The organism is Actinomadura nitritigenes, assembly GCF_017573545.1.
Taxonomy (GTDB): Bacteria; Actinomycetota; Actinomycetes; order Streptosporangiales; family Streptosporangiaceae; genus Spirillospora; species Spirillospora nitritigenes.
Genome location: NZ_JAGEOK010000010.1, coordinates 118,308 through 137,880 on the forward strand (window position 1 = coordinate 118,308; position 19,573 = coordinate 137,880).

Annotated in this window: 18 protein-coding genes and 1 pseudogene; 9 read left to right on the top strand and 10 right to left on the bottom strand. The window is 74.1% G+C overall.

Annotation, left to right across the window (positions count from 1 at the left end; genetic code table 11):
- Nucleotides 1-4 precede the first annotated feature (4 nt).
- The 3 genes from J4557_RS17080 to J4557_RS17090 are packed head-to-tail and all read right to left on the bottom strand — an operon-like array spanning nucleotide 5 to nucleotide 3,315.
- A complete protein-coding gene (locus J4557_RS17080) occupies nucleotides 5-1,039 on the bottom strand; it encodes a phosphotransferase family protein (protein ID WP_307799899.1) in 1,035 nt (344 codons plus the stop codon).
- Between the two features lie 3 nt (nucleotides 1,040-1,042).
- Complete coding sequence (locus tag J4557_RS17085; RefSeq protein ID WP_208267545.1) at nucleotides 1,043-2,122, bottom strand: TIGR03857 family LLM class F420-dependent oxidoreductase; 1,080 nt, start codon at nucleotides 2,120-2,122, stop codon at nucleotides 1,043-1,045.
- Nucleotides 2,123-2,124: 2 nt separating this feature from the next.
- The gene (locus J4557_RS17090) at nucleotides 2,125-3,315 is read right to left on the bottom strand and encodes a cytochrome P450 (RefSeq protein ID WP_208267546.1); all 1,191 of its coding nucleotides are present in this window, start codon (nucleotides 3,313-3,315) and stop codon (nucleotides 2,125-2,127) included.
- 157 nt (nucleotides 3,316-3,472) lie between these two features.
- Between J4557_RS17090 and J4557_RS17095 the strand changes: the two genes are divergently transcribed.
- The 3 genes from J4557_RS17095 to J4557_RS17105 all read left to right on the top strand — a co-directional run bounded on the left by J4557_RS17095 (nucleotide 3,473) and on the right by J4557_RS17105 (nucleotide 6,869).
- Entirely contained in the window at nucleotides 3,473-5,200 is a 1,728-nt protein-coding gene (locus J4557_RS17095; RefSeq protein WP_208267547.1) for a class I adenylate-forming enzyme family protein, read from the top strand.
- Between the two features lie 152 nt (nucleotides 5,201-5,352).
- On the top strand, nucleotides 5,353-6,111 hold the full coding sequence (locus tag J4557_RS17100; protein ID WP_307799900.1) for a GntR family transcriptional regulator: 759 nt from the start codon (nucleotides 5,353-5,355) through the stop codon (nucleotides 6,109-6,111).
- 89 nt (nucleotides 6,112-6,200) lie between these two features.
- Nucleotides 6,201-6,869 (top strand): PaaI family thioesterase, encoded by a 669-nt coding sequence (locus J4557_RS17105; protein ID WP_208267548.1) that lies wholly within the window; start codon nucleotides 6,201-6,203, stop codon nucleotides 6,867-6,869.
- Nucleotides 6,870-6,902: 33 nt separating this feature from the next.
- On the opposite strand, the pseudogene J4557_RS17110 reads toward J4557_RS17105, so the two are convergent.
- Nucleotides 6,903-7,259, bottom strand: a pseudogene (locus J4557_RS17110) (alpha/beta hydrolase domain-containing protein); the annotation flags it as partial.
- A gap of 111 nt (nucleotides 7,260-7,370) precedes the next feature.
- Complete coding sequence (locus tag J4557_RS17115) at nucleotides 7,371-7,826, bottom strand: MarR family winged helix-turn-helix transcriptional regulator (protein ID WP_208267550.1); 456 nt, start codon at nucleotides 7,824-7,826, stop codon at nucleotides 7,371-7,373.
- Nucleotides 7,827-7,974: 148 nt separating this feature from the next.
- Here J4557_RS17115 and J4557_RS17120 point away from each other — a divergent pair, with 148 nt between their 5' ends.
- Nucleotides 7,975-9,420 carry an MFS transporter gene (locus tag J4557_RS17120; RefSeq protein WP_307799902.1) on the top strand — a complete coding sequence of 482 codons (1,446 nt, stop codon included), beginning with the start codon at nucleotides 7,975-7,977 and terminating at the stop codon, nucleotides 9,418-9,420.
- Nucleotides 9,421-9,451: 31 nt separating this feature from the next.
- Here J4557_RS17120 and ctaD read toward each other — a convergent pair whose 3' ends face one another.
- The gene (ctaD, locus tag J4557_RS17125) at nucleotides 9,452-11,140 is read right to left on the bottom strand and encodes an aa3-type cytochrome oxidase subunit I (protein ID WP_208267553.1); all 1,689 of its coding nucleotides are present in this window, start codon (nucleotides 11,138-11,140) and stop codon (nucleotides 9,452-9,454) included.
- A 221-nt stretch (nucleotides 11,141-11,361) separates the two neighbouring features.
- On the opposite strand from ctaD, the gene J4557_RS17130 reads away from it, so the two are divergent.
- On the top strand, nucleotides 11,362-12,222 hold the full coding sequence (locus J4557_RS17130; RefSeq protein WP_208267554.1) for an LLM class F420-dependent oxidoreductase: 861 nt from the start codon (nucleotides 11,362-11,364) through the stop codon (nucleotides 12,220-12,222).
- A 52-nt stretch (nucleotides 12,223-12,274) separates the two neighbouring features.
- Complete coding sequence (locus J4557_RS17135) at nucleotides 12,275-13,405, top strand: NAD(P)/FAD-dependent oxidoreductase (RefSeq protein ID WP_208267555.1); 1,131 nt, start codon at nucleotides 12,275-12,277, stop codon at nucleotides 13,403-13,405.
- A 31-nt stretch (nucleotides 13,406-13,436) separates the two neighbouring features.
- On the opposite strand, the gene J4557_RS17140 is transcribed toward J4557_RS17135, so the two are convergent.
- The 3 genes from J4557_RS17140 to pdhA are packed head-to-tail and all read right to left on the bottom strand — an operon-like array spanning nucleotide 13,437 to nucleotide 17,126.
- Entirely contained in the window at nucleotides 13,437-14,807 is a 1,371-nt protein-coding gene (locus J4557_RS17140; protein ID WP_208267556.1) for a dihydrolipoamide acetyltransferase family protein, read from the bottom strand.
- Entirely contained in the window at nucleotides 14,804-15,892 is a 1,089-nt protein-coding gene (locus J4557_RS17145) for an alpha-ketoacid dehydrogenase subunit beta (RefSeq protein WP_208267557.1), read from the bottom strand. The genes J4557_RS17140 and J4557_RS17145 overlap by 4 nt, the downstream gene beginning before the upstream one ends.
- 1 nt (nucleotide 15,893) lies before the next feature.
- A complete protein-coding gene (gene pdhA / locus J4557_RS17150; protein WP_243775899.1) occupies nucleotides 15,894-17,126 on the bottom strand; it encodes a pyruvate dehydrogenase (acetyl-transferring) E1 component subunit alpha in 1,233 nt (410 codons plus the stop codon).
- Nucleotides 17,127-17,246: 120 nt separating this feature from the next.
- On the opposite strand from pdhA, the gene J4557_RS17155 reads away from it, so the two are divergent.
- Entirely contained in the window at nucleotides 17,247-17,759 is a 513-nt protein-coding gene (locus J4557_RS17155) for an Lrp/AsnC family transcriptional regulator (protein WP_208267558.1), read from the top strand.
- A 55-nt stretch (nucleotides 17,760-17,814) separates the two neighbouring features.
- Here J4557_RS17155 and J4557_RS17160 read toward each other — a convergent pair whose 3' ends face one another.
- Nucleotides 17,815-18,120, bottom strand: coding sequence for an EthD family reductase (locus tag J4557_RS17160; protein WP_208267559.1), 306 nt, complete (start codon nucleotides 18,118-18,120; stop codon nucleotides 17,815-17,817).
- 187 nt (nucleotides 18,121-18,307) lie between these two features.
- Between J4557_RS17160 and paaA the strand changes: the two genes are divergently transcribed.
- A complete protein-coding gene (gene paaA, locus J4557_RS17165; RefSeq protein WP_208267560.1) occupies nucleotides 18,308-19,273 on the top strand; it encodes a 1,2-phenylacetyl-CoA epoxidase subunit PaaA in 966 nt (321 codons plus the stop codon).
- Nucleotides 19,270-19,563: a 1,2-phenylacetyl-CoA epoxidase subunit PaaB gene (gene paaB, locus J4557_RS17170; protein WP_208267562.1), complete on the top strand. Its 294-nt coding sequence runs from the start codon at nucleotides 19,270-19,272 to the stop codon at nucleotides 19,561-19,563. Before paaA ends, paaB begins: the two co-directional genes overlap by 4 nt.
- Nucleotides 19,564-19,573: the final 10 nt, after the last annotated feature.

Below are 19,573 nucleotides of genomic sequence, written 5' to 3' on the forward strand. Positions count from 1 at the left end.
GCGGTCAGATCAGGCCGAGTGAGCCCAGGTCGCGGATCGCGGCGCAGGACCGGGTCGCCATGGCAAGGAACATCCGGTCGCCGCGCTCGGTCCGCGTCCCGTACGCGCAGCCGAGGACGGTGATCAGCGGGCCCTGGAGGGCGGCGAACCGGTAGTCGTCGAAGCACTCCTCCAGGCCGTAGCCCTCCACCCCGTACCCGGTCAGCGCCGCGTGGTAGGCCGCGACCAGCGACCGCTCGTGCTCCGCGCGGTCGCCGGGGTCGAGGCTCGTGCCCAGGAAGAAGGCGAGGTCGCGCAGCGGGTGCCCGAGGCTGAGCGTCTGCCAGTCCACCGCCGTCGCGCCGCGTTCCGGCGCGGGCGGGAACAGCAGGTTGTCGAGCCGGTAGTCGCCGTGGACGAGGCCGAAGCGCTCGGGACGCGCCGTCACCCACGCGGCGATCGCGCCGGCGGTGTCGCGGAGCGTGCGGACGTCCCGGTCGCCGAGGTCGGCGGCGAACCGGTCCGCGAAGGTCTCGACGGCGGGCGCGAACACCTCGGCCAGCGTCGCCGCGTCGTCCGCGCCGACCGCGCTCAGCCACGGCAGGTCGGCGAGCGTCGGGTCGCACCAGCGGGGGCCGTGCAGGCCCGCCAGGTTCGTGACGGCGTCGGCGGCCTGCTCCGGCGTGCAACCCGCGATCTGGTCGCCCTGCGTCGCCGGATGCAGGTCGTCGAGCAGCAGGACGAAGGCGGTCCCGTCGTCGGACTGGGCGCTGTAGTGGCAGCGGGGCGTCCGCACCGCGACGGTCGGTGCGATGTCCCGGTAGAAGGACACCTCGGCGCGGTAGGCGGGGCCGAGGAACGCGCGGGACGCCTCGTCCTCGGCCGCCATCTTCGCGACCAGGCGGCGCGGCACGCCTTCGGCGCCCTCCAGCCGGACGCGGTAGCACGCGCCGATCTGCCCGGAGCCGACCCTCTCCCAGGCGACGGAGGTCACCGGGGCCTCGAAGATCTCGCTGAGCGCGGCGGGCGTCAGCCCGGACGGGCCGTCGATGACGGGCACGGGTCAGCTCCGTCCGGGGTTGTGCCGGGCGGCGCGCGCGAGGCCCTCCGGCCTGACGTCCCGGTAGGCGGCCACGACCGGTTCGACCTCCGACGGCGTCACCCCGTGCAGGATCACGCCGTCGGCCCCGGCGGCGAACTGGTCGAGGACGCGCCGCGCGCACGCCTCGGCGGTGCCGGTCGCGGAGGCGGCGAGCCACTCGTCCGGGACGAGCGTCGCGACGTGCTCCAGCTGCTCCGCCGTGCCGATCGCGTCGAACGCACCGGGGAAGCCGCTGACGAGGCCGTCCGCGCGGAACCGGGCGAGCGGCGCCGGGTCCCAGCCGTTCACGCGGACGAGCAGGTCGCCGTACCCCTGCAGGTAGGTCGCGAACCGGCCGACGAGCTTGCGCAGCCGCTGCTCCTCGTCCAGGTGGTCGCCGACGGTCGCGAGGACCGACCAGACGCGGACGCCCGCGGGGTCGCGCCCGGCGCGCTCGGCGCCCCGCCGCACGGCCCGCACCGAGCGCTCCAGGGTCTCGTCGGTGAAGAAGGTGTGCAGGACGACGCCGTCCGCGACGCGGCCGGCGAACTCGAGGGTCTTCTCGCCCATCGCGGTGAGCAGGATCGGGATGTCCTCGTCGAAGGCCGCGTCCTGGTTCAGGTACGGGAAGTCGCCGGCGGGCCCGTGGTGGTCGACGACCGCCTCGCCGCGCCACAGCCGCCGCATGATCCCGATGAAGTCCTCGAGCTGCGCGGACGTGACCCGCGGCAGGCCCATCACGTCGAACAGCAGGTCGAAGCCGCGGCCGAGGCCGAGCGCGAAGCGCCCGCCGGTGAGCCGGTGCATCGTCGCCGCGAACGTCGCGGTGACGAGCGGGTGCCGGGTGTTGTGGTTCGTGGCTGCGGTGGCGATGCCGAGCCGCTCGCTCACCGCGCCCGCCGCGCCCGACAGGGTCGCGGCGTCCTTGGTGGCGAAGCGCTCGGACAGGAACACCGAGCCGAGGCCGAGCCGCTCGCCGTCGCGCACCTGGCCGAGCAGGTCCCGGGGCGAGGACGAGTGCCCGGCCAGCCCGTAGAAGCCGAGTTCCGGCAGGTCGTCCACCGTCAGGCCCCCAGCGGCGCGGACGGGGTGAACCGCACCTTGAACGACTCGTAGCCGGAGACGAAGTTCGCGGCCCGGTGGGCGGGCTCGCCGTCCTCGATCGGCTCGATGTCGGGCAGCCGGGCCATCAGCCGCTCGAACATCACCTTCAGCTCCAGCCGGGCGAGGCTGTTGCCGAGGCAGAAGTGCGGGCCGTTGCCGAACGCGATGTGGTCGTTGGGGGTGCGCTCCACGTCGAAGCGGAACGGGTCGTCGAACACGTCCTCGTCCCGGTTGGCCGACGGGTACAGCAGCAGCACCTTGTCGCCCTCGCGGATCGTCCGCCCGCCCAGCTCGACGTCGCGGGTCGCGGTCCGGTTCATGTTCTTGATGGGGGAGACCCAGCGCAGCATCTCCTCGACCGCCGTCGGGATCTTCCCGGGGTCGTCGATGAGCGCGCGGCGCTGGCCGGGGTGGAGGCACAGCTGGTACATGCCGCCGGAGATGACGTGCCGGGTGGTCTCGTCGCCGCCGATGAGGATCAGCAGCGACTCCTGGAGCAGCGAGTCGTGGTCGAGGTGGTCGCCGTCGATCTCGGCGTGCACCAGGATGCTGAGCAGGTCGTCGCGCGGTTCGGCGCGGCGCAGCTCGACGGCCCGGGCGGCGTACTCGTTGAAGCCGCTGAAGGCCTCGCCGGCCTTGACCATCAGCTCCAGGTCGTCGCCGCCGGTCAGGGCGCGGAGCATGTCGTCCGACCAGGCCAGCAGCTTCTGCCGGTCCTCCGGGGCGAAGCCGAGCGCGTCGCCGATCACGATCAGCGGGAGCTGGGCGGCGATGTCGTGGACGAAGTCGCACTCGCCCTTCTCGCAGACGCCGTCGAGGATCTCGTCGCAGATCCGGCGCAGGTAGTCCTCCTGCGCGGCGACCCGGCGCGGGGTGAAGCCGGCGCTGACGAGCTTGCGGCGCAGCTTGTGCTCCGGGTCGTCCATGTCGATCATCATCGGCATCGCGGCGTTGTCGGGCCGGATGCCGTGCGCGCTGGAGAACGCCTCCGGGTTCCGGGACACCGCCTTGACGTCGGCGTGCTTGGAGATCCCCCAGACGCCGCCGTTCTCGTCCCGGTACACCGGCTCGTTCTCGCGGATCCAGCGCAGTTCCTCGTGCGGGTCGCGGCCCCAGAACTCGCCGCTGACCAGGTTGATCGACTCGTGCATCGTGCCATCTCCACCAGTAGCGGGGGCCGGACGGCCCGGCCCGGCGTGTGCGGTTCGCGCCCGACGGATCGAAATGAGACTGCCGTCTCATCCTTTCGTAGACTTGATGTTATATACAAGGGGTGACTCGACCCGGCGGCCCGACGGGAAGTGATCGATGCCCGCTCCCTCGACCCTGGCGTGGCACGGCGACGAGCTGCTCGACGACGGTGTGCGCGAGCTGCTCTGCGGGCCCGGCGCGATGTTCGAGCGCCGCGTCGAGGACGTGCTCGGCGTGCCGACCGAGGTGTTCGCGCAGCGGGCGCCGCACGTCCCCGCCATGCTCGCCGGCGCCGCGTCCGGCACCCCCGGCCTGACCTACCTGGCCTTCGCCGGCGCGCCGGACCGCGCCGTGACGTTCGCCGAGGCGCACCGGCTGGCCGCCGCGTACGCCCGTGTGCTGTCGGCCCGGTACGGGATCGGCAAGGGCGACCGGGTGGCGGTCGCGGCGCCGAACGGGCTGGAGCACATCCTGCTGTGGTGGGGGACGCTCTCCCTCGGCGCGATCATGGTCGGGCTGAACGGCTGGTGGACGCCGCGCGAGCTCGACCACGGCATCGGCCTGGCCGGGCCGGCCGTGCTGTTCGGCTCGGGGAAGCCGCTGGTGCGCCTGGCCGGGACCCGCGCCGCCGCCGACGGCGTCCCGGTCGTGTCCCTGGACGAGCTGCACGCCGCCGCCGTCGCGCTGGAGGACCCGCCGGCCGCGCCGCCCGGCGCCGGGATCCACGAGGACGATCCCGCGGCGATCATGTTCACCAGCGGGACGACCGGACGCCCGAAGGGCGCCACCCTGTCGCACCGCAACCTCGTGCACTTCGGGCTGTTCGGCGGGCTCGGCGGCGCCGTCGCCGCCCTCACCGGCCCGCCCGGCCGGAGGCAGGTGCCGGACGGCGTGCAGCGCGCCTCGGTGTTCGCCAACCCGCTGTTCCACGTGTCCGGCGCCTGCCTCGCGCTCGCGAACGCGCCGCTGTTCGGGCTCAAGCTCGTCCTGCCGCCGCCCGGACGCTGGGACGCGGAGGCCGCGCTGAAGCTCACCCACGACCACGGGCTGACGCAGTGGACCGGCGTCCCGACCCACTTCTGGCAGATGCTGGCCCACCCGCGGTTCGCCGAGTACGACACCTCCCGGGTCGCGACGGTCGGCAGCGGCGGCGCCGCGTTCGCGCCCGAGCTGGTGCGGCTGTTCGAGGAGAAGCTGCCCGGCGTCGGCATCACCAACGGCTACGGGATGACCGAGACGACCGGGACCGGCACCTTCCTCAACGGCAGGGAGATGGACGGGCATCCCGCCTCGGTCGGCGCCGCCGCCCCCACCGTCCGCGTGCAGGTCCGCGACGAGGACGGGAACCCGCTGCCCGAGGGCGAGGTCGGGCGCGTCCACATCGCCGGCGCGGGGGTGTTCCTCGGCTACTGGGGCGACGAGGAGGCGACGGCGGAGGCGCTCACCCCGGACCGCTGGTACCGGTCGAGCGACTTCGGCCGGATCGTGGACGGCGTGCTGTACCTGGAGAGCCGGATGCGCGACCTCGTCATCCGGGGCGGCGAGAACGTCTACCCGATCGAGATCGAGTACCGGCTCGTCGAGCATCCCGGCATCGCCGACGCCTGCGTCGTCGGCGTCCCGCACACCGTCCTCGGCCAGGAGGTCAAGGCCGTCGTCGTGCCCCGCGAGGGAGCCCGCCTCACCGAGCGGGAGGTGCGGGACTGGGTGGCCGCGGCGCTCGCGCCCTTCAAGGTGCCGGCCCACGTGGAGTTCCGCGAGGCGCTGCCCTACAACGAGGCCGGGAAGGTCATGAAGCGCCTCCTGGAAGAGGCGCCGCCGCCCGGGCGCGACCATGCGGTCTGACAACGGCTACAATATATTCTTTGCGCGCCGGCCGCGGAGGTGCGCCGCCACGGCGGGCGCGCCGGCCCCGCGGGCCGCCGGACGCGGAGAATGCGCGCTGCGAGCCTTGCGTTGCGTGCCGGGCGGTGTCGGACCGCCCACCGGACCTAGGGGTGAGGACGATCCCGCGGAGCCAGGAACCCGAGCTGCGGGGCGCCGCCATGACGGACGGGGCCGACGTGCTGCCGGGCCAGAACCTGTCCCGGCTGACCAGCGGCGAGCAGGTCCGGCTCTACCTGCGCCGGCTGATCTTCGACGGCGTGCTGCGGCAGGGCCAGCGGGTCCCGCAGGACGCGGTGGCCCGCGCGCTCGGGGTGTCGCGGATCCCCGTCCGCGAGGCGCTGATCGCGCTGGAGCGGGAGGGCTGGATCACGATCATCGCCCACCGCGGGGCGTTCGTGAACGCGCTCGACGAGCCGTCGGTCCGCGACCACTACGAGCTGTACGGGCTGTTCTACGGCTTCGGGGCGCGGCGCGCGGTGGAGCGGCAGGGCGCCGAGCTGGGCGAGCGGCTCGCGCCGCTGCAGAAGGAGATCGCCTCGGCCGGCGACGCGGAGGCGCTGCGCGAGCTGACGGCGCGCTTCCACGGCCTCGTCGTGGAGGCCGCGCAGTCGCCCCGGCTGCGCAACATGCTGAAGCAGATGACCGGCATCGTCCCCGGCAACGTCTTCGAGCTGGTGCCCGGCGTGCCGGCCGCGGAGAAGCGCGGCACCGGCGCGATCGTCCGCGCGATGAAGAAGGCCGACGCGCGGGCCGCGGAGCGGGAGTACGGCGAGATGCTGCGCGCCGAGGGCGACCTGGTCGTCCGGCTGTTCCGCGGCCGGGGCATGTTCGACCGGCCGGACGCGGAGGCGGCGCCCGCCTCGCCCTGAGAACGTCCCGGCGCCTTCCGCCGGGAGGGCCGGCCCGTGGCGGGCGCGGCCCGGCCGCCCGCCCGGCGGCCTGAGCGACGATGGTAGAGGTGCCTGTGACGAACACGTCCGAATCCCCGCATCCCGCGCTGGAGGGCCGCGAAGACGAGTCCGCGGCGCTCACGGCCGCCGTCCGGCGCCTCATCGCGGTCGCCACGGCGACGACGGCGCCCGCGGACGCGACGCTGGCGGCGGCGCGCGAGCTGGAGGCCGTCGCGGACGCCCTGGAGCGGCACGTCCCCGACCCGCCGCTGCCGAAGACGCTGCTGCACCTCGCCGACGACGGCCGCGCCGACTTCGCCGGGCGCATGTCCTACGACGCCGTCATCGGCCGGCACAACCCGATGGCGCTCCCGCTGGAGGTGGCGTTCGAGCCGCCGAAGGCGCTGCTGCGCGGCACGTTCACCCGCCCGTACGAGGGGCCGCCCGGCTGCGTGCACGGCGCGGCGATCGCGGGCGCGTTCGACATCCTGTGCGCGGCGGCGAACTTCGTCGCCGGGGCCGCGGGCCCGACGGCCCGGCTGGAGATCGTCTACCGCCGCCCGACCCTGCTCGGCGAGCCGTGCCTGTTCGAGGGCGAGGTCGAGGCGCGCCAGGGCAGGCGGGTGCGGACGGTCGGGCGGCTCCTGCAGCGCGGCCGGGTGACGGTCGAGGCGACGGGGGACTTCGTCCACCTCGACCGCGAGACCATCGCCCGCATGGCCGCCCAGCTGGAGTGACCCGGCGGCGCCCGTGCCGCGGCGCGGCCGGGGTCAGGACGCGGCGGCGACCGCGACGATCTCGTCCAGGTCGGCGGCGAGCAGGAACCCGGCCGCGACGGCCCGCTCCGCCGCCGCCCCGAACGCGGGCAGGTAGCCGGAACCGCTCGCCGTCCGGCTGCCGCGCCCCCGCCGACCGCAGCAGCCCCGCCACGTCCGTCTCGCTCTGCACCGTGATGACCGGGGCGTCGCCGTCGGGGCGGATCCGGACGCGCCCCGCCCGCGGCTCCCGGAGGGCGCCGTCCAGCGGCGCCGGGCCGCCCGGGCGGCATTGAGCCATTCGACGACGACCGTCCCGCCGAACGCCGTGGGATCGGCCGGGCGGTACACCACCAGGCGCGTCGTGAAGGGCGCGCGGCGGCCTCGGCGGGGGGGCCGGCCACGAGCCGGACGTCCATTCCTCGATGTCCTTTTTCGCCCGGGGGAGGGCGCGGGCCGGCGGCCGGAGAGCGTCGGGGAACGTCAGGGGCGCGGCCAGGGACGTCCGCTCAGCCGCTCGATGTCGGTGTTGAACCGCTTGAGGCAGTCGGCGAAGGTCCGCACGTCCTCCGGCGGCCAGTCGGCCATGATCTTGTCCAGGCTCGCGACGATCCGGCCGCGCTCCTCCTCCAGCCGGCGCTCGCCCTCGGCGGTGATGCGGAACTTGCGGGCGATGCCGCCCTCGGGATCGGGGATGCGCTCGGCCAGCCCGGAGCGCACCATGGCGGAGGTCTGCCGGTTCAGCGTGGACTGGTCCAGGCCGAACGCCTCGCTCAGCTGGCGGATGGACATCGGCCCCTCGACCCGGATGCGGCTGAGCAGGATGTAGGCGCTGCGCTCCAGATGCCCGGCCGCGCGGGCGGAGCCGCCCGCGAACTCCAGGCTGTGCCGTCCGAGCAGCATGGTCTCGTACTCGACCCGGTGCGTCGGTTCGTCCATGGTGCCTCCGATCCGTGCCCCCGGGATCGGCCGTCCGGGCGCGTGTCCTGCCTATCACAACGCATATGCGCGTTACACACTTTGTGTATCGACCACATCGTATGTATCGTGCATACGGCTGATCCCGTTCCCTGAAGAGGAGACCCCCGTGGACGACTCCGGTCCCGCCGTCCGCCCGAACGGCATCGTCGCGGTGCTGGCCGTCGCGGGCATCGTCGCCGCGTTCATGCAGACGCTGGTGGTGCCGCTGATCGCCGACCTGCCGAAGCTGCTGCACACGACGGCGTCCAACGCGACCTGGGTGATCACCGGCACGCTGCTGGCCTCCGCGGTCGCCATGCCGATGATCGGCCGACTCGGCGACCTGTACGGCAAGCGCCGGCTGATGCTGGCCTGCATGGGGCCGCTGGTCGCCGGCTCGGTGCTCTGCGCGCTGTCGAGCTCGCTCTGGCCGATGGTCATCGGTCGCGGGATGCAGGGCCTCGGCATGGGCATGATCCCGCTCGGCATCAGCGCGCTGCGGGACCTGCTGCCCCCCGAGCGGCTCGGCTCGTCCATCGCGCTGATGAGCTCCTCGATGGGCATCGGCGGCGCCTTCGGGCTGCCGATCGCCGCGCTGGTCGCCGAGAACACCAGCTGGCGCGCGCTGTTCTGGGGGTCGGCCGCGCTGAGCGTCCTCGTCGCCGTGCTGATCTGGCTGCTGGTGCCCGCCGTGCCCGCGCAGGCGAAGGGCCGCTTCGACGCCCCCGGCGCGGTCGGGCTCGGCGCCGGGCTGGTGTGCCTGCTGCTGGCCGTGTCCAAGGGCGCCGACTGGGGCTGGGCGAGCGGCACCACCATCGGCCTCTTCGCCGCCGCCGTGGTCGTCCTGCTCGCCTGGGGCCGGTGGGAGCTGCGCACCCGCGACCCGCTCGTCGACCTGCGCGTGACCGCGCGGCCGCAGGTGCTGCTCACCAACGCCGCGTCGGTCGTGGTCGGCTTCTCCATGTACGCCCAGTCGCTGATCGCGCCGCAGCTCCTCCAGCTGCCCGAGCAGACCGGGTACGGGCTCGGCCAGTCGATGGTGGCCGCGGGACTGTGGATGGTCCCCTCCGGCCTGGTGATGATGGCGGTGTCCCCGCTCGGCGCGCGGCTGTCGGCCGCCCGCGGCCCCAAGGTCACCCTGATCTGCGGGGCGCTGGTGGTCGCGGCCGGGTACGGCTCGTCGCAGCTCCTGCTGGGGCACGCCTGGGGCCTGATGCTCTTCACGGCGATCTGCGGCGGCGGCGTCGGACTGGCCTACGGCGCGATGCCCGCCCTCATCATGAGCGCGGTGCCGCGGTCGGAGACCGGCTCGGCCAACAGCTTCAACACCCTGATGCGCTCGATCGGCACGTCGGTCTCCGCCGCCGTGGTCGGGGCCGTGCTGTCGCAGATGACGGTCAGCCTCGGCGGGCACGCGCTGCCCTCGGAGAACGGCTTCCGCACCGGCCTCGCGATCGGCTGCGGCGTCGCGGTCCTCGCCGCGCTCATCGCCATGACGATCCCGGGCCGCCGCGCGGCCGCCGCCGTCAGGGACGCCGCGCACGCCGAGCCGTCCACGGAGCCGGTGGCCTGACCGGGCCCACCGGAACGCCTCGGAGCGCCCGCTACGAGCGGCCGGGCGGCGGGGGCGTGGCGATCTCCGCCTCCTCCGGCGGCTCCAGGGGCGGGTAGTGCAGGTCGAACGCCGGGCGCATCGAGCGGATCCGCGGCATCGCGCGGAAGTTGTGGCGGGGCGGCGGGCACGAGGTCGCCCACTCCAGCGAATTGCCGAAGCCCCACGGATCGTCCACGCCGACGGGTTCGCCGCGCCGGTGCGTCCGGTAGACGTTCCACAGGAACGCGAAGGTGGACGCGCCGAGGATGAACGCGCCGATCGACGACGCGAAGTTCAGCGCCGCGAACTGCTTCGGGTAGTCGGCGTAGCGGCGCGGCATGCCCTCGGCGCCGAGCCAGTGCTGGACGAGGAAGGTGGTGTGGAAGCCGACGAACAGCGACCAGAAGTGGATCTTCCCCCAGGTCTCGTCGAGCAACTTGCCCGTCATCTTCGGCCACCAGAAGTAGAACCCGCCGAACATCGCGAACACCACGGTGCCGAACAGCACGTAGTGCATATGGGCGACGACGAAGAACGAGTCGGTGAGGTGGAAGTCCATGGCGGGCGACGCGAGGATCACGCCGGTGAGGCCGCCGAACAGGAACGTCACGAGGAAGCCGATCGCCCACAGCATCGGCGTCTGCAGGCAGATCTCGCCCTTCCACATGGTGCCGACCCAGTTGAAGAACTTGATGCCGGTCGGCACCGCGATCATGAACGAGGTGATGGAGAAGAACGGCAGCAGGACCTGGCCGGTGGCGAACATGTGGTGCGCCCAGACGGTCATCGACAGCCCGGTGATGCTGATGGTGGCGGCGACCATGCCGAGGTAGCCGAAGATGGGCTTGCGGGCGAACACCGGGAGGATCTCGGTGACGATGCCGAAGAACGGCAGCGCCACGATGTACACCTCGGGATGGCCGAAGAACCAGAACAGGTGCTGCCAGAGCAGCGCGCCCCCGTTCGCGCCGTCGTAGATGTGGGCGCCGAGCTTGCGGTCCGCCTCCAGCGCGAACAGCGCGGCGGCGAGCACCGGGAACGCGATGATGACCATCAGGCTGGTGAGCAGCACGTTCCACGTGAAGATCGGCATCCGGAACATCAGCATGCCGGGGGCGCGCATCGTGACGACGGTCGTGATCAGGTTGACCGCCGTCAGCGTCGTCCCGACGCCCGACAGGATCAGCCCCATGACCCACATGTCCTTGCCCAGCCCGGGCGAGAACGTCGGCGAGGTCAGCGGCGAGTAGGCGAACCATCCGTAGTCGGCCGCGCCGTCCGGCATGACGAAGCCGAACAGCACGATGGCCGAGCCGAACAGGAACAGGTAGTAGGTGAGCGCGTTCAGCCGCGGGAACGCCACGTCCGGCGCGCCGATCTGCAGCGGCATGATGACGTTGGCGAACCCGAGGAACAGCGGCGTCGCGAACAGCAGCAGCATGATCGTGCCGTGCATGGTGAAGAGCTCGTTGTACTGCAGCGCGTTCATGACCTGCAGGCCCGGCCGCAGCAGCTCCGCCCGCATCAGCATCGCCATCAGCCCGGCGATCAGGAACATCGCGAACGACGTCGACAGGTAGAGGTAGCCCACCGTCTTGTGGTCGGTCGTCGCCAGGACGTTCCCGATCCTCGTCCCGAGGCTGTGCCGTTCCAGCGCCTCCTCGGCGCTGGTGTCGGCCGCCTCCTCGACCGCCGTCATCCGGGTCCCCCTCCCGCTGGCCTGCCTACACGGGCACTAGCCGGAGAAGGCCCACGTCAAACGCCCCATACGCCCTGATCATCGTCATGCGGCGGCCGCGCGGCGGGGCCCGGTCCCCGGCCGGCGCGCGCCCGATACGCTCTCCTGAGGATCAAGGACGACCGGCCGGACGGCGGGCGGCCCCCGCCCGACCGTGCGGCATGACCGGGAGGGAGGGCGCCGTGGATCTGTCCGGTGCCGGCGTGTGGAGCCAGCAGCTGCGCTACGGGGACGCCGCCGAGGCTGCGGAGGCCGCCGCGGAACTGGAGGAGCTGGGGTACAGCGCGATGTGGGTCCCCGACATCGGGGGACCGGTGTTCGACGCGGTCGGCAACCTCCTCGGGGCGACCCGCCGCGCGGTCGTCGCGACCGGCATCCTGAACCTGTGGATGCACACGCCCGAGGACGCCGCCGCCTCGTTCGCGTCGCTGTCGGCCGAGCACGGCGACCGCTTCCTGATGGGCATCGGGGTGAGCCACGCCCCGCTGGTGGACTCCACGGAGCCCGGCCGGTACCGCCGGCCGCTCGCGGCGATGTCCGCCTTCCTCGACGGCCTCGACGCGGCCGAGCGGCCCGTCCCCCGGGACGGCCGGGTGCTCGCCGCGCTCGGGCCCCGCATGCTGGAGACGGCGGCGAAGCGGGCCCGGGGCGTCCACCCGTACCTCGTCCCGCCCGAGCACACCCGGATCGCCCGCGAGGCCGTCGGCGACGGCCCGCTCGTGCTCCCCGAGCAGACGGTGATCCTCTGCTCGACGCGGGACGAGGCGCGCGAGATCGGGACGGACTGGCTGCGCTCCTACCTCGGCCTGCCGAACTACGCGGGCAACCTGCTGCGGCTCGGGTTCACGCAGGAGGACGTCGACACGGTGAGCGACCGGCTGTTCGACGCCCTGATCGCCTGGGGCGACGAGGAGGCGGTCCGGCGCCGGGTCGACGAGCACCGCGCCGCCGGCGCCGACCACGTCTGCGTGCAGGTGCTCACGGCGGACGGCAACGCGTTCCCGCGCGAGGAGTGGCGGCGCCTGGCCCCGGCGCTGCGCTAGCGCGGTCCGGTCCGTCCTTGGCGCCCGGCGGGCGGGCTGTCAGGCTGGGGCGATGCGGATACTCGTGATCGGCGCGGGGATCGTCGGGGCCGCGCTGGCCGACCGGCTCGCCCGCCCGGCGGACGGCGGGCGGGCCGCGGGCGCGGGCGACGCGGTGACGGTCGTGGAGGAGCTGCGGCCCGGCGCCGGGACGTCGGGGACCAGCTACGCGTGGCTCAACGCCAACGACCCCGCCGACCCCGCGTACCACCGGTTCCGGACGGCCGCCCTGCGCGCCTGGCGCGACCTGGCCGCCGGGTTCGGCGGCCCGTCCTGGTACCGGCCGGCGGGCAACACCGCGTGGGCGGCGTCCGAGGACGCCGGAGCGCGGCTGGCCGCGCGCGTCGGCGACCTGATCCGTCTCGGCTACGCCGCCCGCCTGATCGGCCCCGACCGGCTGCGCGAGCTGGAGCCCTCCGTCCGCGTGCCGAGCGACGCGCTCATCGCGCACTACCCCGACGAGGGTTTCGTGCACGGCGGCCCGGCGGCGCGGGCCCTCGCAGCGCGGGCGGCGGAGTCGGGCGCGCGGATCGTCACCGGACGCCGCGCGGTCCGCCTCAACGCCGACGGCGGCCGCGTCACCGGCGCGCGCCTCGACGACGGCCGCGACCTGGACGCCGACCTCACGATCTGCGCCGCCGGACGGCACGCACCGGCGCTGCTGGCCACCGCCGGGATCGCGCTGCCGCTGGTCGACCCGTCCGAGCCCGGTTCGGCCGCGCCCTGCCTGGTCGCCACGACGACCCCGGTGCCCGGCGCGCTCAACGGGCTCGTGCACGGCCCCGCGCTGTCGGCCCGGCCGGCGGAGGACGGGGGCCTCGTCCTGGAGGCCGACGACATCGACGCCGGCATCGACGACGCGGTCCCGGCGGAGCGGATCGAGGCCGCCGGCGCCGAACTCCTCGTCCGTGCCCGGGCCCTGATCCCCGGTCTGGGCGCGGACGTCGCCGGAGTGCGCCGGTGCGTGCGGCCGCTGCCCGTGGACGGCTACCCGCTCGTCGGCCCGCAGCTCCCCGGCCTCTACACGGTCGTGACGCACAGCGGCATCACGCTCGCCCCGCACCTCGCCGAACTGGTCGCCCAGGAGGTCCACGGCCGTCCCGCCGAGGCGCTGGAGCCGTACCGGCCGGGATCGCGGGGCTGACGGGACGGTCCGCGATCCCGGCCGGGCCGGTTCAGGTGTGCGCGATGAGGACGGCCGGGTCCTCCACGCAGTCGGCCACGTAGCGCAGGAACCCGCCCGCGGTGCCGCCGTCGCAGACCCGGTGGTCGAAGGTGAGGGACAGCTGGGCGACCTTGCGCGGGACGACGGCGCCGCCGTGCACCCAGGGCCGGTCGACGACCCGGCCGACGCCGAGCAGCGCCGCCTCCGGATGGTTGATGATGGGCGTCGAGCCGTCCACGCCGAACACCCCGTAGTTGTTGAGCGTGAACGTGCCGCCGGTCAGCGCCTCGGGCGGCAGCTTCCCGGCGCGGGCGAGGCCGGTGAGCCGGGCCAGCTCGGCGGCGAGGTCCCCGGTCGTCATCAGGTGGGCGTCCCGCACGACCGGGACGACCAGCCCCCGGTCGGTCTGCGCGGCGAAGCCGAGGTTCACCCGCCCGTGCCGGACGATCTCGGCGCGGCCGGTGTCGACCGAGGAGTTCAGCTCGGGGAACCGCCGCAGCCCGGACACGCAGATCCGGGCGAGCAGCGCGAGCAGCCCGATGCCGAGGTCCGGGCGGGTCCGGCGCAGCGCGTCCTTCACGTCGAGCAGGCCGGTGGCGTCGACGTCCACCCAGGTGGTGGCGTCGGGGATCTCGGCGCGGCTGCGGGTGAGCTTGTCGGCCACCGCCCGGCGCACGCCGCGCAGCGGGACGCGCTCGTCCGCGAGGCCGGGCGCCGCCGCGGCCGCCCGCTCCGCGGCCGTCCGCTCCCTGGGCGTCGGCTCCCTGGGCTCCGCGGCGGCGATGGCCTGCTCGACGTCGCGGCGCAGGATGACGCCGCGCGGGCCGGTCGGGGCGACGGCGGCGATGTCCACACCGTGCTCGCGGGCGATCCTGCGGACCAGCGGGGAGATCACGCGCGGCGCGAGCGGCGGCCGGGCCGCCGGCGCGGCGGCCTCCGCCCGGACCACTTCGGCGGCCTCCGCCCGGACCTCCCCGGCGGGCGCCCCGCCGGTGGGACGCGCCCTGCCGCGCCGCCGCCTGCGCGCGCCGGACGCGCCGCCGGTGCCGTAACCGATCAGCACGTTGCCCGAGCCCGCCTGCTCCTCCTCGCGGTAGCGGGCGGCGGCCGGGTCCTCGGGCGCGGCCCCGGCCGCCCCGACCTCGATGAGCGGCTCGCCGACGCCGAGGACGGCGCCCGGCCCGGCGTGCAGCCTCAGCACCGTCCCGGCGAACGGGACCGGGACCTCGACGGCCGCCTTGGCGGTCTCCACCTCCACCACGACCTGGTCGACCTCGACGGTGTCGCCGACCGCGACCTTCCACTCCAGGACCTCGGCCTCCGTGAGCCCCTCGCCGAGGTCGGGCAGGCGGAACACCCGCGCGGCGACGGCGGTGGTCACGACGCCTCCCGCATGGCACCGCCCGGCAGGAGACGGGCGTCCGCGGCCGCCGGCTCCTCCTGCGCGAGGTGGCGGGTGTCGGGCTCGTCGTCGAACTGGAGCCGGTCCACCGCGTCGAGCACCCGGTCGGCGTCCGGCAGGTGCGAGCGCTCCAGCTTCGGCGGCGGGTACGGGATGTCGAACCCGCTGACGCGCAGCACCGGGGCCGCCAGCGAGTGGAAGCAGCGCTCCTGGACCCGCGCCGCGATCTCCGCGCCGACGCCCGCGAACCCCTGCGCCTCCTGGACCACCACGCAGCGGCCCGTCTTGCGGACGGACGCCACGACGGTCTCGTCGTCGAACGGCACGATCGACCGCAGGTCCACGACCTCCAGCGACCGGCCCTCGCCCTCCGCGGCCTCGGCCGCCTCCAGCGCCACGGACACGCTGGGCCCGTAGGCGACGAGCGTCGCGTCCGTCCCGGCGCGCCGCACGGCCGCCCGCCCGATCCCCGCGGTGCGGCGGTCCGGCGGCGACACCTCGCCCGAGGACCAGTACAGCCGCTTCGGCTCCATGAAGACCACCGGGTCGGGATCGGCGACGGCGTCGCGCAGCAGCCAGTACGCGTCGTCCGGCGTGGCGGGGGTGACCACCTTCAGGCCGGGGGTGTGCGCGTAGTAGGCCTCGCTGGAGTCGCTGTGGTGCTCGACGCCGCCGACGCCGCCCGCGTACGGGATGCGGATCACCATCGGCAGCGGCAGCAGGCCGCGCGTGCGGTTGCGCATCTTCGCCACGTGCGAGGCGATCTGCTCGAACGCCGGGTAGGCGAACGCGTCGAACTGCATCTCGACGACCGGGCGGAACCCGCCCATCGCCATGCCGACGGCCAGCCCGACGATGCCGGCCTCGGCGAGCGGGGTGTCGAAGCACCGGTCCTCGCCGAACTCGGCGGTCAGCCCGTCGGTGATGCGGAAGACGCCGCCCAGCGGGCCGACGTCCTCACCGAAGACCAGGACCCGCTCGTCCTCGCGGAGCGCGTCCCGCAGCGCGGCGTTCAGCGCCTGCGCCATCGTCATCTCCGCCTTGCGGGTCGTCGTTTCCGTCATGTCAGTCCTCCAGGGCGGCCAGCTCGGACGCCAGCTGGGCCCGCTGCTCGCGCAACTGCGGCGTGGGCTCGGCGAAGACGTGATCGAACAGCTCCAGCGGGGTGGGCGCGGGCTCCGGGTCGGCGTTCAGCGCGTCGCGGACACGGGCGGCGAACTCCTCGGCGGCCCTGTCCGCCGCGGCGACCCCCTCGTCGTCCAGCACGCCCCGGCCGCGCAGGTAGGTCTCCAGGCGGGCGATGGGGTCGGCGGCCTCCCAGCGCGCGACCTCGTCGTCCTCCCGGTAGCGGGTGGCGTCGTCGGCGTTGGTGTGGGCGTCCATGCGGTACGTGTGCGCCTCCACCAGCGACGGGCCGCCGCCCGCGCGCGCGTGCTCCACGGCCGAGGCCAGCACGGACAGCACCGCGACGAGGTCGTTGCCGTCCACCTGCTCGGAGCGGACGCCGTACCCGACGCCCTTGTAGGCGAGCGCGGGCGCGGCGGTCTGCTTGGCCAGCGGCACCGAGATCGCGTACTGGTTGTTCTGCACGAAGAACACCACGGGCGCGCGCCGGACCGCCGCGTAGTTGAGCGCCTCGTGGAAGTCGCCCTCGCTCGTGCCGCCGTCGCCGACGAAGGCCATCACGACGCCGTCCTCGCCCTTGCGGCGCAGGGCCTCGGCCATTCCCACCGCGTGGAGGGTCTGGGTGGCCAGCGGGGTGCACTGCGGCGCGACGCGCACGGCGGCCGGGTCGTACCCGCAGTGCCAGCCGCCCTGCAGCAGCGTGAGCACCTCGGCGGGGTCGAGGCCGCGGGCGACCAGCGCCACCGAGTCCCGGTAGGTGGGGAACAGCCAGTCGCCGTCGCGGAGCGCGAGCACGCCGCCGACCTGGCACGCCTCCTGGCCGCGGCTCGACGGGTACACCGCGAGCCTGCCCTGCCTGGTCAGCGCCGTCGCCTGCCGGTCGAAGCGGCGGCCGAGCACCATCCGGCGGTACGCCTCCAGCAGCTCGCCGTCGGCGGGCGCCGTCCGGCCCGCCGGGGGTTCGACGGCCGTGCCGTCCTCGGCGACGAAACGCACGGGGGCGGCGGACGGCAGCAGGCCCTCGACCGCGGGCCGGTGATCGCGCGCGGCCTCCCGCGCGGCTCCGGCCTTCCGCGCGGCCCCGGCTCCCCGCGCGGCCCCGGCCTTCCGGGCGGGCACGGCTTTCCGCGCGGGCTCGGGCTTCCGCACCTGCATGGGCTTCCGCACTGGCATGGCGCGCCTCGCTTTCCTTGGACGCTTGACGACCAAAGCGTCCGTCCCGGCGACCATCTGTTCAAGACATGCCGGATAATGAGCGACAAGTGGTTCTCAATGGGGTGTGAGGATGGCCAAATGTCGAACGATGACGCCGCGGACGGTGCCTGGCCGGGACGTTCTGCCGGACGGCTGGACGCAGTGGACCGGGCGATCATCGCCGAGCTGCTCCGCGACGGCCGGATCTCGGTGCGGGCGCTCGCCGAGAACGTGCACGTCTCCCGCGCGAACGCCTACGCGCGCCTCACCCGCCTAATGGACGACGGCGTCATCACCGGTTTCACGGCGGAGCTGGCGCCGCACCGGGCCGGGCTCGGCACCAGCGCGTACGTCTCGATCACGATCGAGCAGAACTCCTGGCGGGCGGTGTCGGCCGGGCTCAAGGAGATCACCTACGTCGAGCACTTCGCGATGGTCGGCGGGGACTACGACGTGCTCGCCCTGGTCAGGGCCCCGGACAATGCGGCGCTCCGGCACGTGGTGCTGGAGCGCGTCCAGGACATCCCCGGGGTCCGCGCCACCCGCACCTGGCTGGTGTTCGACGAGGCCCGCGGCCGGGGGGCGGAGTGGGGGGCGCCTCCGGCCGGGTGAAACGCGGCCGCCGCCCGCCTCGTCCGGGACGAGGGGGCGGCGGCGGGCTGGCGGGTCAGCCGAGGGTCTCGCGCACCTCACCGGAGAACATGGTCGTAGAGGCGACCTCGTACTTCGCCGCGTCCTCGGCGGCCGCGGCCATCTCCGGGCTGCCCAGCGCCGCCGCGAGGGCGTCGCCGTCCTCGAACCACAGCTCGGCGACGAGGTAGGGCGCGTCGGTCCCGAGCGCCTGCGGGCGCGTCAGGGTGAACGACTTCAGCCCGGGCAGGGCGTGCACGAGCGGGACGTGGGTGCTCTCGTAGCGCTCGTCGAACGCCGCCGGGTCGGCGGGGGAGAAATACTGGACGGTGAGGCGGTGCATGCGGTCCTCCAGGGTGGATGAGGCCGGCCGGTGTCCGGGCCACCTCACCGTAGCCCGCGCGCCCCTGGCGCGGATGCGCCGGGCCCATGGCGCGGATGCGCCCAGCCCATTGCGCGGAGGCGCCCGCCCGTGCGACCGTATTACTGACCGAACGATAAGTAATTCGTCCGACCGGTGAGGAGGGGACATGACGACGACCCCCGTGGATCCCGCGCCGCGCGAGGCGGCGGCGCAGGAGCGGTTCGACGCGACCATCGCGCGGGGCGACCGCATCGAGCCCCGGGACTGGATGCCGGACGGCTACCGCCGCACGCTCGTCCGCCAGATCGCCCAGCACGCGCACTCGGAGATCATCGGGATGCAGCCGGAGGGCAACTGGATCGGGCGCGCCCCGTCCCTGCGCCGCAAGGCGATCCTGCTGGCGAAGGTGCAGGACGAGGCAGGGCACGGGCTGTACCTGTACTCGGCGTGCGAGACCCTCGGCGTCTCCCGGGCCGAGCTGACCGAGATGCTGCTCGCCGGCCGGCAGAAGTACTCCTCGATCTTCAACTACCCGACGCTGTCGTACGCCGACGTCGGCACGATCGGCTGGCTCGTCGACGGCGCCGCGATCTGCAACCAGGTGCCGCTGTGCCGCACGTCCTACGGTCCGTACGGCCGCGCGATGATCCGCATCTGCAAGGAGGAGTCCTTCCACCAGCGGCAGGGCTACGAGCTGCTGATGACGATGATGCGCGGGACGGACGCCCAGCGCGCCATGGTGCAGGAGTCGGTCGACCGGTTCTGGTGGCCGTCGCTGATGATGTTCGGCCCGCCGGACGCCGAGTCGCCGAACAGCGCGCGGTCGATGGCGTGGGGCGTCAAGCGCAACTCCAACGACGAGCTGCGCCAGAAGTTCGTCGACATGACCGTCCCGCAGGCCGAGGCCCTCGGGGTGACGCTCCCCGACCCGGACCTGCGCTGGAACGAGGAGCGCGGCCACTACGACTTCGGCGAGCCGGACTGGGCGGAGTTCGCCGCGGTGGTCGGCGGGAACGGGCCGTGCAACGCGCAGCGGCTGGCGCACCGCCGCGCCGCCCACGAGGACGGCGCCTGGGTGCGCGAGGCCGCGACGGCGTTCGCCGAGCGGTCCGCCGAGGGAGGCGCCCGATGAGCGGCGACCGGCGGGAATGGCCGCTCTACGAGGTGTTCGTCCGCGGCAAGCGCGGCCTCAACCACGTGCACGTCGGCTCGCTGCACGCCCCCGACGACGTGATGGCGCTGCGCCACGCGCGCGACGTCTACACGCGCCGCAACGAGGGCGTGAGCATCTGGGTCGTGCGGGCCGACGCCATCACCGCGTCCAGCCCGGACGAGAAGGACCCGCTGTTCTCACCGAGCGGCGACAAGGTCTACCGGCACCCGACGTTCTATGACATCCCCGACGACGTCCCGCACATGTGAGGGCGGACCA